Raw genomic sequence first — 13,726 nt, 5'->3', positions numbered from 1 at the left:
AATTTCAGAGGGGGTGAGCAGGAATTTTACAATTTCTACAGAATATGTGCTAAAACTACCATTTTTTCATTGTTTTTAAAATACTATTTTTCCTAAGTATGATAGAATTTAGCTGTTCTCATATTAAATAGGATAATATTGTCAGATTTTAGGAGGCGAAAATGAAAAAGAAAAAGAATCTCTTCCTACCGAGTCTATGCTTTGCTGTTTTATCAACAGCAGCTTATGAACAAATAATAGACTCTGGAGACCGCGTGTTGGCAGCAGAATTTCAACCCTTCGCTGAAACACAATACGTAAATGTGAGTTCCGGGTCGCTGAATCTTCGTGAAGAAGCGTCTACGAATGCAAAAGTAATTGCTGGACTTGCAAATGGAACACAAGTAAATGTCTTGGCAGTTGATAACGGCTGGGCAAAAATTCAAGCAATTGGCAAAACTGGGTATGTGAGTACGCAATATCTGGGGAAAGAGAAAGCATCAAGTAAAACCGAAACTTCCTCACCTACACCTGCCAAGTCAGTTGCTACTACGACTAAGTATGTGAACGTGAGCACTTCCCTGAACTTAAGGGCTTCGGCTTCTACTAGTTCAAATGTACTTGCGAGTATTTCGAATGGCACTTCCGTAAAAGTTTTATCGGAAGAAAATGGCTGGAGCAAAGTGACCGCTGGCGGTAAAACCGGATATGTGAGTTCACAGTATCTGGGAAAAGAGAAAGCTTCAAGTAAAAACGAAACTTCCGCTCCTGCACTTAGCAAGTCAGTTGTTACTACGACTAAGTATGTGAGCGTGAGCACTTCCCTGAACTTAAGGGCTTCGGCTTCTACTAGTTCAAAGGTACTCTCGAGTCTTTCGAATGGTACTTCCGTAAAAGTTTTATCGGAAGCAAATGGTTGGAGCAAAGTGACCGCTGGTGGCAAAACTGGGTATGTCAGTACACAGTTTCTGGGAAAAGAGAAAGCTTCAAGTAAAACCGAAACTTCCGCTCCTGCACTTAGCAAGTCAGTTGCTACTACGACTAAGTATGTGAGCGTGAGCACTTCCCTGAACTTAAGGGCTTCGGCTTCTACTAGTTCAAAGGTACTTGCGAGTCTTTCGAAAGGTACTTCTGTAAAAGTTTTATCGGAAGCAAATGGTTGGAGCAAAGTGACCGCTGGTGGCAAAACTGGGTATGTGAGTTCCCAATTCCTGAGTAACGAGAACAAACAGGGATCGACGAATGAAGCTAAACCTGCTAGAACTGTGACTAAGGTTGTCAACGTTAGTTCTGGATCTTCTCTAAACATGCGTGCTGCGGCTTCCACCAGTTCGAAGGTGCTTGTGAGTCTTTCGAAAGGTACTTCTGTAAAAGTTTTATCGGAAGCAAATGGTTGGAGCAAAGTGACGGCTAGTGGTAAGACTGGGTATGTCAGTTCGCAATTCTTGGCTAACAACGAGAACAAACAGGGATCGACGAATGAAGCTAAACCTGCTAAAACTGTGACTAAGGTTGTCAACGTTAGTTCTGGATCTTCTCTAAACATGCGTGCTGCGGCTTCCACCAGTTCGAAGGTACTTGCGAGTCTTTCGAAAGGTACTTCTGTAAAAGTTTTATCGGAAGCAAATGGTTGGAGCAAAGTGACGGCTGTCGGTAAAACTGGATATGTGAGTTCCCAATTCCTGAGTAACGAGAACAAACAGGGATCGACGAATGAAGCTAAACCTGCTAAAACTGTGACTAAGGTTGTCAACGTTAGTTCTGGATCTTCTCTAAACATGCGTGCTGCAGCTTCCACCAGTTCGAAGGTGCTTGCGAGTCTTTCGAAAGGCACTTCCGTAACAGTTTTATCGGAAGCAAATGGTTGGAGCAAGATAAAAGTTAGTGGCAAAACTGGATACGTGAGTACCAAATATCTGGCTAATACCTCGAATTCTTCGAGTAAACCAGCTGCACCAAGTCAGTCAGTAGCAATCACAAAGGCAGTAAAGGTTCAGCCTGGTTCTAGTTTGAATATGAGAAATAAGCCTACAACCAAGGCGTCCGTCATGATAAAATTAGCAAACGGCGTTAAGGTTACTGTTTTATCAGAAGAAAATGGCTGGGCGAAAATTAAGATTTATGGTCAAGAAGGCTATGTCAGCTCCGAGTATCTGACGATTGTTCAAGCCGAAACAGCACCAACACCTCCAGTGGAAGAATTGCCTTCTGAACCTGAAGTTGAAAAAGAGCCCACCCCTTCTCCAAATACAAACGTAAAATATGTGAATGTTTCTGAAGGTTCCACTCTAAACATGCGTGCCGAACCATCTACTAAAGGTAGGATTGTTACGGCTTTAAATCGAGGAACAGCAGTTAAGATTCATGCCGAAGAAAACGGTTGGGCCAAAGCTACCGCGAACGGGCAAACAGGTTACATTAGTTCGCAATATTTAACTACTAAGACAGATCAGTCAGAATCTGCTAATCGGAAAGTGAACACGAGTTATTTACAATACGATGTGACATTGGATGCATTAGTTGATATGCAAATGTCAGCGAAACCACAAACAGATAAAAGTTATGCCTCATACATACGAGAAGATGCACTTGTCTTCACCGACGCCTCGACTGCAAAAATTAAAGGAAATGGTTGGAAAGTTAGAGGTGGAGCTGGAACTGAACATTGGGAAATCGGAACGATTAAAAACGGAGAAACCGTTAATATTCTTTCAAAGATGAAAGGATCTGACGGGTATAATTGGTATCAGATTGAATTTAAGCAATCATGGGTAAACGCAAGTAAAGAGGATGTTAAAAACTATCTTGATCCAACTAACTTCGTCGATGATCCCGTCTCTTCGTTGCAGTTCTTGAAGTTATCGGAATCCACTTCTTTGGATCAATTTGAAGTTAATGAAAAAATTCTATCCGGAAAAGGTGTTCTTTCCGGACATGCCGCTACTTTTGCTGCTGCGGCTGCAAAATATGGAGTCAATGACGTGTACTTGATTTCCCACGCCCTGTTAGAAACAGGAAACGGAACTTCAAAGTTAGCAACAGGTGTAGAAATATACGGTAAGACCGTTTACAATATGTTCGGCATTGGAGCATACGATGGTTCCGCTGTTGAAAGTGGCGCAAAACACGCCTATAATGCTGGGTGGTTTTCTCCTGAACAAGCGATTATGGGTGGCGCTCAATTTATTGCCAAGGGCTATATTAGTAAAGGACAAGACACACTTTATAAAATGCGCTGGAATCCAGATGCTACAATTGCAAAAGGAACAGCCACACATCAATATGCAACCGATATTGGTTGGGCAACAAAACAAGTTAGTTCGATTTATAACCTATATAGCTTACTAGATTTCTATTCTATTTCTTTGGAGATTCCGAAGTACAAGAGTTAACCATAAAAGTGCTTGATTCCCACGAGAATCAAGCACTTTTTTCAATTGTATGTAAAGCTTCCAAGTCCCAAGGAATATATCTTTACTATATATCTAATAAGAAAGGAGGCATTGGGATGATCTATAAGGTTATAGCTGGAGCTTTTAAACTGAAGGAGAATGCGGAAAAGCGCAAGGCAATGCTCCAATCCAATGGGATTGAGGCCGATATATATTCAGTGAATCGTGCACACGAAACCTTATATCGTGTGCAAGCTGGTGCCTTTTCCACCCGTGAAATGGCCGAGAAAAGGCTAGCAGAAGTGAAGAAAAATGGAGTGCCTGATGCGTACTTTTTTCTTGAAAAGAAAGGCTCTTCCCCTACATCTGTTTCTATATTAGGGAAATCAATTCTATCCTCCAAACAAATGCAAGCATTTGTGAAAAGCAAGAACCCATTCGCCATTCGATTGGAAACTATGTACTTATCTTTTGCTGAAAGTTATGGCATTCGTGGAGATATTGCCTTTGCCCAAGCTTTGCTGGAAACAAATGATTTGCGTTTTACAGGTGTCGTCCGCGCCGAACAAAACAATTTTGCTGGAATCGGCGCAACGAATCGCAGCACACCAGGTGCTATCTTCAGTACACCTCAAGTTGGCGTCCTCGCTCACCTTCAACATTTGTATGCTTATGCTACCAACAAACCACTACCACCTAAACATCCTCTCGTCGACCCGCGTTTTCATCTAGTTTCAAGAGGTTCTGCTTCGACCTGGGTCGCATTAAATGGTAAATGGGCCGTTCCGGGTGAAGAGTATGGACAATCGATTTTGCGAATTTATCATCAAATGGCTGGATACAGTACAAAATGAGACGGTGAGTTGTATTAATACTGGTTGGATGATCTACCGAACCTGGTATAAAACCAAATGTTTGCTCATTTATAGTCTATTTTTTAACAGAAAAACAACAGATTTATTCTTTTGTGAATAAACCTTTTGAAGTTACTAGTTAAAAGGATTTTGGGAGGGTATTTTTCTCTATTTTACAGCTAAACGTGGGCACTCTGATCAAAATACCCTCCCCCTTCTTTTTTTATGCAGTAACCTTTTATTCTCCGCTTAATTGCATTTTATTGCTAGGACTGGGAATAAAACAATAGTAGGTATGCTACTAAACCTCCATCCTTGGTCTGTTATTACTTTGTATTATATTTTATACTCGCTCTTCGAAATCCTTGGAACACTTCCAAAATCGCAAAGACTACAACTAAAAATAAACTACTGCCAATGAGCCACTTCCCCCAACCAGATGGGAAATCCAATAAATCAGTTATCGTGGTTGTAAAAGCTGAGTTTAGTAGATTAGGGTCTATTATAATCACAACAAAGACAATCGTGGTTACGACTTGGACATTGAGATTAAATACAGCCAACCGATATGTCCACTGACCAACCACTAGTTTATAGAGCGCAAGAATGACTTCTAGGGCAAGCACTACAACAATTAGGGCCCAATACGTTTCCAAGACGGTTTGATTGAAGGTTGGTGTTACAAAAACACCACTCTCAAAGACACCAATCAGTTTGTCAACATGAAAATAACCAGTTCCCCAAATTGCAGTCCATATTAAACTCCAATAAGGTCTCTCCTTGTAATCATTTTCCCTCTCACCATTTGAGAAACCTCTACTAAATCATCTGGTGTCCATTCTTTTAGCTTCAACGTGACAGGTTCCTGACTTTGATTGCGGTCGGTTCGATCTAAAAATCGCAAAAATAACTGTTAACCAGAAAAAGACTTGAAACGAAATGGTGATAAAACTCAAAACCGTCTCACCGACTAAACCGTAAAGCACTGTCATAATAGCTAATTCCCCGTCGTAAGATATGATTTGGTTTCCTAACACTGATATTAAAGAAATCACCGCAGCGAATTGCAAGATCAACTTAAGCAGTTGAACATAAAGATCATAATAACGGCGGTCCGATTAAATGCATCGGTTTATCCTGGTAACCGTTCGCGAGATTTAGCCGGACTTCCTAACTGTTTTAAAACGGATTTTACATCGTCCTCGGTATAATTGTCAGGAAGCATATCTTCAATCGTCGACCTCATTTCAAGGGCAATATCTTCCCGAGTTGCTTCTGGAAGCCTCCGCGTTACATCGTGAATATAAAGCTCAATCCGATTCATCCTCGTTTTCTCCTTCAGTTAATAATTGAGACAGCTCTTTCGTAGTCTTTTCCCACTCTTGTTTTAATTGGGTAAAAATTCCAACTCCAAAATCGCTTAAAACATAATATTTGCGTGGTCTGCTTTCGGTTGTATCCCACTGGCTTTTCACTAACTCTTGCTTTTCTAAACGTCTTAAAAGTGGATATAACGTACTCTGTTCAATCGAGATGCCTGAATGTTCTAAGCGCTGAACTAAAGAATATCCATACTGTGGCGTCCGCAATTGACTTAAGACCGCAAGTGTTAACGTCCCCCTTCGTAATTCGGTTGTCATTGTGTTTAATAATTGGCTCATCTCTACACCTCAGTTGCTTAAATACTGTATGTCATACAATATACTTTATACTATGTATCATACTCTATTATGTTTCTTATACCAATTGTTTGATCTAGGTTCTTTACAACAATCTTTACGAAAGACAGCATAGAATACGAATGGCTTAAATTGGAACTTTTATCCTAGGCAAAGTAAGATAGAGAGGTAGAAAAAGTTTGAAATGAATGGAGTTTGTTTATGGAAAAACAACAAGGTAGCTTAAAACCGTTTTTTTTACTGATTTTATCCACCAATATTCCAATATGGTCGTTGACAATTGGTTTAATAGCAAGTGTGTTTACGACGTTTGTCGGACTTTCGATTCCGCTGCTAACGAGAGAGTTAGTTGATGGATTTTCACTATCGGCGATTAGTACGACACTCATCGTGACCATTGGAGTCGTATTCATTCTTCAAGCCGTACTTGATGGGATTTCCACGTATCTTCTCGCTGCAGTGGGTCAACGAATCGTTGCTCGTTTGCGACAGAAAATGTGGGTGAAACTGATTCGCCTACCAGTTCCTTATTTTGATAAAAATCAAAGCGGCGAATCGGTCAGTCGGGTCATCAACGATACTGGAATTGTAAAAGATTTGATTTCACAACATTTCCCACAGTTCATTTCAGGAATGATTTCGATTATTGGTGCCATCATTATTCTTCTAATCATGGACTGGAAAATGACGTTGTTGATGCTGGTTTCAGTGCCGATTACAATGATGATTATGATTCCACTTGGTCGAAAAATGGCTAAAATCTCACGAGGCTTACAAGATGAAACTGCTCATTTTACAGGAGATATTCAGCAAACTCTTAGTGAAATTCGTTTGATGAAATCTTCCACCGCTGAGAATTTTGAGGAAAACAAAGGTATTAAAGGAATCCAGAATTTATTACAATTTGGTTTAAAAGAGTCACGCGTATTTGCGCTGATTGGACCGTTTATGTATTTTGTCGTCATGGTGGTCATTGTGATGATTATCGGTTATGGCGGAATCAGGGTTGCTAACGGAACGATGTCGACAGGTTCTCTTGTCGCGTTTTTATTGTATTTGTTCCAAATTATCTTTCCGATTACCTCGTTTGCAATGTTTTTTACGCAATTACAAAAAGCTACTGGTGCAACCGAACGAATTATCGAAATTTTGGACCTCCCTCTCGAAGAAGGTCAGGTTGGAAAGGAAATGGACATTTTCGGAAAATCAATTACGGTCGCGAATGTCAGCTTTGCCTATAGTGAAGATGAGCCAGTGATTACAAATGTCTCTTTCGAAGCACAACCTGGTCAGATGATAGCTTTTGCTGGTCCGAGTGGTAGTGGAAAAACGTCGATGTTTGGTTTAATCGAGCGTTATTATGAACCAACCTCTGGGGCCATTTTTATCGGTGACACTCCGATTTCCCAGTTGTCACTTACTTCATGGCGCAATCAGATTGGCTATGTGTCACAAGAAAGCGCGATGATGGGCGGAACGATTCGCGAAAACTTATGCTACGGACTTGAGAACCCTGAGTCAATCCCGGATGAACGCTTATGGGAAGTCGCCAAAATGGCTTATGCTGACCAATTTATCCATTCCTTTTCGAAAGGCTTGGATACGGAAGTTGGGGAACGTGGCGTCAAACTTTCAGGTGGTCAAAGACAGCGAATTGCGATCGCCCGGGCGTTTTTACGAGATCCAAAAATCTTGATGATGGACGAAGCAACTGCAAGTTTGGATAGTCAGTCTGAAAGCATCGTGCAACAAGCATTAACTAGATTAATGGAAGGTCGGACCACCTTTGTGATTGCCCACCGCCTCTCGACAATTGTTGATGCCGATCAAATTATATTTATTGAAAAAGGTGAAGTGACGGGTATTGGAACACATCGCGAATTAATTATGTGCCATCCATTGTATCGCGAATTTGCCGAACAGCAGTTGGCTTAAAGCTAGAGAAAGTTGTTTAATCATTTCTTTACATAACAACAGATACTAGCATGGTAAAATGAACGATATAAATAGAAATGCGGATGTGGATTGTTTTATTCCGACAGTCATAATAGACCAAAATGGAAAGCATTATTCCCATCAATTTTGAAATGGATTATCACGCGAAGAGTTATCCGCTGATCATAAAATTTTCAAGTTGAAAATTTTATGATTTTTTTAAAAGAACTTAGTTTAGTTTGGAGGAATGTACATGAAGCGATTAGCGGTTTATTGTGGCTCTAGTTTAGGAGGCTCTGATGCTTACAAAACAGGAGCCATTGAGTTAGGAAAAGAGCTCGCACGTCGGGAGATTACGTTAGTTTATGGCGGCTCTAGTATTGGCCTAATGGGCATTTTAGCAGATACTGTTTTAGATCATGGTGGTCAGGCGATTGGTGTGATTCCACGGGTGTTAGAGGAAAAAGAAATCTCTCATCCAAACTTAACAGAATTGTACGTTGTTGAATCAATGCATGAACGCAAAGCGAAAATGGCTGAACTCTCTGATGGTTTTATCGTCCTACCTGGTGGAGCTGGTACATTGGAAGAGTTTTTTGAAGTTTTCACCTGGGGTCAAATCGGGATTCATCAAAAGCCATGTGGGTTGCTGAACATTGAAAAGTATTATAACCCATTGCTTCACCTCTTTGACCATATGGTTGAGCAAAAGTTTTTACAAGAGAAATTCCGATCTATGGTACTTGTTGATGACTCCCCTTCCCGCTTAATCAACCAGTTTTCGGTTTATACTCCACCGGCCGTGAAAACGTATCATGGGGAAAAGAAGATAATTTTGGAGTAGATAGCTTTTTTTGAGGTTGATGAGTCATACAAATTAACATCATATTCTATCTCGGTGACTTTTTGAATGCAACTCACTAAATCTTGAAACCTCTAATTTCCTTACATATTTGTCCCTCCCTTCATCCATTAGGATTACTGGGTAGTCAAAAGATAAGAAAGGGTGTTATTTTGTGGAGAGACTACAAAGTTGGAATGTGAATTTGTATGATTCAAAGCATTCGTTTGTTTCGATGTATGGAGCCGATTTGATTGAAATTCTAGCACCAAAACCTGGGGAGAGAATCTTGGACCTTGGCTGTGGCACTGGAGACTTAACTAAAAAAATTTATGATTTAGGAGCTCAGGTTGTAGGTGTTGACCAAACTGAAAAGATGATCCACCGTGCGAAAGAAAAATATCCCCATCACCAATTCCTTGTCCAAGATGCAACGAACTTAGCTTTTTATCATGAATTTGATGCGGTGTTTTCAAATGCGACTCTCCACTGGGTTAACGAACCTGAAAAGGCGCTCACTTCAATTTATCAGGGTTTAAAGCCCAATGGACGATTTGTCGCAGAATTCGGGGGCAAGGGCAATGTTCAATTCATTACGAGCGCCATTCTGCAGCGAAGAAAAGATTTGCAAAAAGACGAAGTTAGGTTCCCTTGGTATTATCCAACCATCGGCGAGTATACCCAGTTGATGGAAAAGCTTTCCTTTCGGGTCACCTTTGCACAACATTTTGACAGGCCGACAAAATTAGTAGGGCCTGATGGGTTAAGAAATTGGATAAAAATGTTTGGAGATGGTTTGTTAGATGGGCTTTCCCTAGAAGAAAAAGAGTCATTGATTATTAGAGTGGAAAATCATTTGAAACCGCAGAATTTTGATGGTTACGATTGGTTGGTTGATTACAAAAGAATACGCGTTATCGGGATCAAATAACAACATTAACACAAACAAAGGTGACAATATTCTTGGTTATTGTCACCTTTTGTCTATTTCCTAGAAAATTCAAATTCCCATAGTATTGCTTAAAACTTGGGTAGGTAAGCAGATTGACTAGTTTTCTGCGCTTCCATATGCCGCTCGACTTTTTGAAAATGAAGTTCTTCTTCTATTGTATAGTCACGCTTTTTAATGCTTATGGTAAACAGAATTAAATTTAGTGTCATTGTTATAACCTCCATTTAAAGGGTAGGCGTTTCAGGAAAAAACATCCATTAACTGCCGACAATGATTCATTTTAGCCGAAAACGATTAAAGCTAAACTTAAAAAAGATAGTTCGCCAATATTTTTTAAATAGGAATAATCTTGTTTATCCACTTCCTCATAAACCTCCCCTTCATTCAGACAAATAAGTGGTTGTAAAACCCTCTTTGTTTTTTGTCCGAAACAACCACTTCCCCGAATAGGGCAATGGCGGCTACTTTGGCTGTTAATATCCCCGGTTCGTCTTCTTTATCAAGAATCCATTGACCTTCAATACCGAAATCTAAATATAAGAATTGTTCATTTGACCATGAGATAACAGTTCCGTTATTTTTAAGTTTGTGACAGCGGCTACCTGAATGGAAAAGTCCAAAATCCCCCCATTCTGTTAGTACTCTTTGTTTTCACGGTCATCATTAATTAATTTATTTTTCATCACTCTGAAAAACCATGAACGTTGCTTATATATCTGGTAACTGAAGAATTTCAGGACTTTTTACGCTTTTTCTACTGCACTTGTATCATGTCATTTGCTTCCTGTTCTTCCCGCGAAATGGACCGAGCAAAACTTTACAAATCTTCCTTTAGCTTTATATATAAATCACTCACTTCCATTTGAATCACTCACTTTTTACTTGTTTAATTGGAATCATGTAATGGCTGTTCATTAAGATAACGGATGAAAAACTTGAAGTGTTGGTAAAAATTTTAAAAAAATAAAATTTATTGAGGTTTTTTATTAAGTAGAATAAATCTTCCTCCATAATTTTCGCACATATGTTCGTGTTTGTCGAGCGGTTTTTATCATAGAATGAAAAAAGCACCATCCTTTTACAGATGATGCCTTTCCGGTCATATATATTAAAGGGGGTTTGAGGGAGGAAAAGGGTTTATCCTTTCCATGTAATTATTCTATCTAAAATTTATGAACAAACTATGAACAAAGCATGGCTGTACTATTAAAATCTTCCGTCCCCTTTCTCTTATGAAAAACCTAAATTTGTAAACTTTTCCCTCTATTTTTATAGAACTTTATACTGTTTATGAGTACAATAGTACTATTGCAATATTTTTTGAGGTGACAGGTATGAATATACAAGTAGAACCAGATTACATAACTCAGTCGAAAAAGTTATGTAAAGCAGCTGGCATGGACCCAAATGCCCCCCCTAATCCCAAAAGGTCTATGTCTAAAGAAGACCTCAACGTGAAACGAAAAGAATTTCAAGAGATATTGTCTGTTGTGACAATCTTTTCAAATAAATTATTAGATTTTTTGAAAGGAAATCCCGTTTTAATTGTCGTATCTGATGCAAATGGGTATTTGTTAGAAATGTATGGCGATGATAGTATTCAATCGACTATTCGCACGTTAGGAATTCGAATAGGAAGTTTATTTACCCAGGAAGATCCTGGGACTAATGTAATAAGCCTAGCTCTACAACAAAGACATCCTGTTCAAGTGATAGGTGCAAATCATTTTCATAAAGCGCTCCATGGGATTGCCTGTTACGGAGCAGCTTTTTGTTGTCGCGATGAAAATTCTTTACTTGGTACGATTAACATCATGACCCCTATTACCCATCAGGATCCGATGTTGTTGACGATGTTATCGCAGATAGCAGAAACAATTGAACGAGAACTTCAATTACGAAATCAGAATAAGAAGCTCGATATCATGAATCAGATTATGTTAAACCGTACAAGAAGTGGCATCATTGTTACTGACATCGACGGTACCATTATCGAGGCAAATGAATTGGCACAAGAAGTTTATCCCCACCATCAAGGCGCAATAATAGGTGAAAATATTTTTGACTCTGACATATTCGGAAACTACTTTTCCCAAGTTCTCCACCATCATAAAGTCTATGAAAATAAAGAATTTAAATTTACAAATTCACATGGACAGCCGTTTGTTTGCCTATTAGACGCGCAACCAATATTCGAAGATAAAAAAATGATTGGTTCCTTCGGGCGGTTTCGGGATATTACGGATCGTTATAGAATGGAAGAAAAAATGCGCGAAGCTGAAAAAGAAGCATTGTTAGGTCGGATTGCCGCTGGAATTGCCCATGAGGTTCGAAATCCCCTCACCACCGTTAGAGGATTTTTACAATACCTTGAAAAAGATGTGGATGATCATATGAGCGAACTTTTCTCCAAGTTATTAATTCCGGAAATTGATAGGGCAAATAAAATCATTTCCGATTTCCTAAGTATCTCAAAACCTTCGTTCAAAGAGTTTGAAAGCATTCGAGTAGAGAGCTTGCTTGAGTATATGTGGCATTTTCTTAAAAGTGAAGCATTGCTATATAACATTGATGTTCAAGTTGAGATTGAACCACGAACAAAAGATGTTCCCATCCTGTGCAATCGTGATGAAATGTTACAAGTGTTCATTAATCTCTTTCAAAACTCTTTGCAAGCGAAGCATAGTCAACCATTGCAAATTATGCTCGCGACAAAGCTGGTGAACGGAGAAGTTCATTTTGTTTTTAGTGACAATGGCAATGGGATTCCTGCTGAAGTCCTAGAACATATATTTGAACCGTTTTTCTCGACTAAAGATGAAGGAACGGGTTTAGGATTATCCGTCTCACGAAAAATCATTGAAAACCATAATGGAACAATGGAAGCCAATAGCAATCCTAATGGGACAAGCTTTGTGATTGTCCTCCCGATACATCACCAACCAGAAAATTAAATAAGCTGTACGGAATCAATTGAAGTCTCCTATTCTCAGGTATAGGAGACTTTTTGATTTGCCCTTTTAATAATGTAAACTCAACTTAAGGTTTCCTAGGTCTCAATTCCATAAAAAAGTTTTTATTTTTTTGAAGTGAGAGAAAGTGTATAATTTTAAAAGTGAAAATTCATAGAGATTAGAGGTATACATATGGGCACTATTAGAAGAAAACCAAACAGTACAGGAAAAATGGCGTTACGTGCCATTCCAATCATCATTGGGGCCTTCATTACGGCTTATGGATTAGAAGCAGTGTTAATCCCAAATAGTGTGTCTGATGGAGGTGTCACGGGCCTAAGTATCGCTGGATCGCAGTTGATGGGATTACCACTTGGACTGCTAATCGCAATACTGAATATCCCTTTCGTCTACTTAGGGTATAAACAAATTGGTAAAAGCTTTGCCATCTACTCTGTGATCGGTATTGCTTCCCTTGCGGTTGGAACAAGTGTGATGCACCATATTCCTACGATTGTAGAGGGAGATACATTACTGGTTACGGTTGTTGGCGGAATCATCATCGGTTTTGGAATGGGACTTGCATTGCGAAATGGTGGTGCGTTAGATGGCATTGATATGTTGGCCGTTCTCCTTTCTCGGAAGTTGCCATTTGGAACAAGTGATCTGATCCTCTTTTTAAACCTATTTGTGTTCATTATCGTTTCATTCGTATTTGGTTTAAAGGGAGCTTTTCTCTCAGGAATAGCCTATTTTATTGCTTCCAAAGTCATTCATATTGTCGAAGAAGGCTTAAGTGGTTCGAAAACCTTTAAGATTATTACAAAACACCCTGAGGAAATGGTTGAGACGATTCGCGATCGGTTAGGAAGAAGCGCCACCTATAATCTTGTGCTAGGGGCTTATTCAAATGAACAATTCAAAGAAATCACGTGCATGATTAACCGCCTCGAAGAAACAAAAATGAAAGAAATCATTAACGAAATTGACCCTCAGGCGTTTGTTGCAGTATATGATGTCGCCGAAATTAAGGGCGGAGACTTTAAGAAGAAGGATATTCATTAAAACATGGATGCAATGGTCATTCTTGTTTAGAAGGATAGGATAGATGACATCATTTCATCTATCCTTTTCTTTATT

Annotated in this window: 11 protein-coding genes; 7 read left to right on the top strand and 4 right to left on the bottom strand. The window is 39.4% G+C overall.

Translation table 11 applies throughout. The features are described 5' to 3' along the window. Window positions 1-161: 161 nt before the first annotated feature. Window positions 162-3,371 carry an SH3 domain-containing protein gene (locus M3182_RS08790; RefSeq protein ID WP_251557684.1) on the top strand — a complete coding sequence of 1,070 codons (3,210 nt, stop codon included), beginning with the start codon at window positions 162-164 and terminating at the stop codon, window positions 3,369-3,371. Window positions 3,372-3,487: 116 nt separating this feature from the next. After that, window positions 3,488-4,225, top strand: coding sequence for an SPOR domain-containing protein (locus tag M3182_RS08785; RefSeq protein ID WP_251557683.1), 738 nt, complete (start codon window positions 3,488-3,490; stop codon window positions 4,223-4,225). 326 nt (window positions 4,226-4,551) lie between these two features. On the opposite strand, the gene M3182_RS26375 is transcribed toward M3182_RS08785, so the two are convergent. The 3 genes from M3182_RS26375 to M3182_RS08775 all read right to left on the bottom strand — a co-directional run bounded on the left by M3182_RS26375 (window position 4,552) and on the right by M3182_RS08775 (window position 5,886). Further along, window positions 4,552-4,881, bottom strand: coding sequence for a hypothetical protein (locus M3182_RS26375; protein ID WP_349775435.1), 330 nt, complete (start codon window positions 4,879-4,881; stop codon window positions 4,552-4,554). Window positions 4,882-5,357: 476 nt separating this feature from the next. Continuing rightward, the gene (locus M3182_RS26370; RefSeq protein ID WP_349775434.1) at window positions 5,358-5,549 is read right to left on the bottom strand and encodes an HAAS signaling domain-containing protein; all 192 of its coding nucleotides are present in this window, start codon (window positions 5,547-5,549) and stop codon (window positions 5,358-5,360) included. Continuing rightward, window positions 5,536-5,886: a PadR family transcriptional regulator gene (locus tag M3182_RS08775; protein ID WP_251557682.1), complete on the bottom strand. Its 351-nt coding sequence runs from the start codon at window positions 5,884-5,886 to the stop codon at window positions 5,536-5,538. Before M3182_RS08775 ends, M3182_RS26370 begins: the two co-directional genes overlap by 14 nt. A 219-nt stretch (window positions 5,887-6,105) precedes the next feature. On the opposite strand from M3182_RS08775, the gene M3182_RS08770 reads away from it, so the two are divergent. The 3 genes from M3182_RS08770 (at window position 6,106) to M3182_RS08760 (ending at window position 9,611) form a co-directional block, all read left to right on the top strand. Further along, entirely contained in the window at window positions 6,106-7,839 is a 1,734-nt protein-coding gene (locus M3182_RS08770) for an ABC transporter ATP-binding protein (protein ID WP_251557681.1), read from the top strand. 253 nt (window positions 7,840-8,092) lie between these two features. Further along, the gene (locus M3182_RS08765) at window positions 8,093-8,683 is read left to right on the top strand and encodes an LOG family protein (protein WP_251557680.1); all 591 of its coding nucleotides are present in this window, start codon (window positions 8,093-8,095) and stop codon (window positions 8,681-8,683) included. Between the two features lie 172 nt (window positions 8,684-8,855). Further along, the gene (locus M3182_RS08760) at window positions 8,856-9,611 is read left to right on the top strand and encodes a class I SAM-dependent methyltransferase (protein WP_349775433.1); all 756 of its coding nucleotides are present in this window, start codon (window positions 8,856-8,858) and stop codon (window positions 9,609-9,611) included. An 89-nt stretch (window positions 9,612-9,700) separates the two neighbouring features. Here M3182_RS08760 and M3182_RS08755 read toward each other — a convergent pair whose 3' ends face one another. Next, a complete protein-coding gene (locus M3182_RS08755; protein WP_251433155.1) occupies window positions 9,701-9,841 on the bottom strand; it encodes a YrzI family small protein in 141 nt (46 codons plus the stop codon). Window positions 9,842-10,966: 1,125 nt separating this feature from the next. Here M3182_RS08755 and M3182_RS08750 point away from each other — a divergent pair. Both M3182_RS08750 and M3182_RS08745 read left to right on the top strand, forming a co-directional pair. Continuing rightward, window positions 10,967-12,586 (top strand): ATP-binding protein, encoded by a 1,620-nt coding sequence (locus tag M3182_RS08750; RefSeq protein WP_251557679.1) that lies wholly within the window; start codon window positions 10,967-10,969, stop codon window positions 12,584-12,586. A gap of 192 nt (window positions 12,587-12,778) precedes the next feature. Then, window positions 12,779-13,651, top strand: a complete 873-nt coding sequence (locus M3182_RS08745) for a YitT family protein (protein ID WP_251433148.1) — start codon at window positions 12,779-12,781, stop codon at window positions 13,649-13,651. Window positions 13,652-13,726: the final 75 nt, after the last annotated feature.

The organism is Mesobacillus maritimus, from assembly GCF_023715205.1.
GTDB lineage: Bacteria > Bacillota > Bacilli > Bacillales > Cytobacillaceae > Mesobacillus_B > Mesobacillus_B maritimus_C.
Note: the sequence above shows the minus strand (reverse complement) of the source record. Positions and strands in the feature narration are given on the sequence as shown.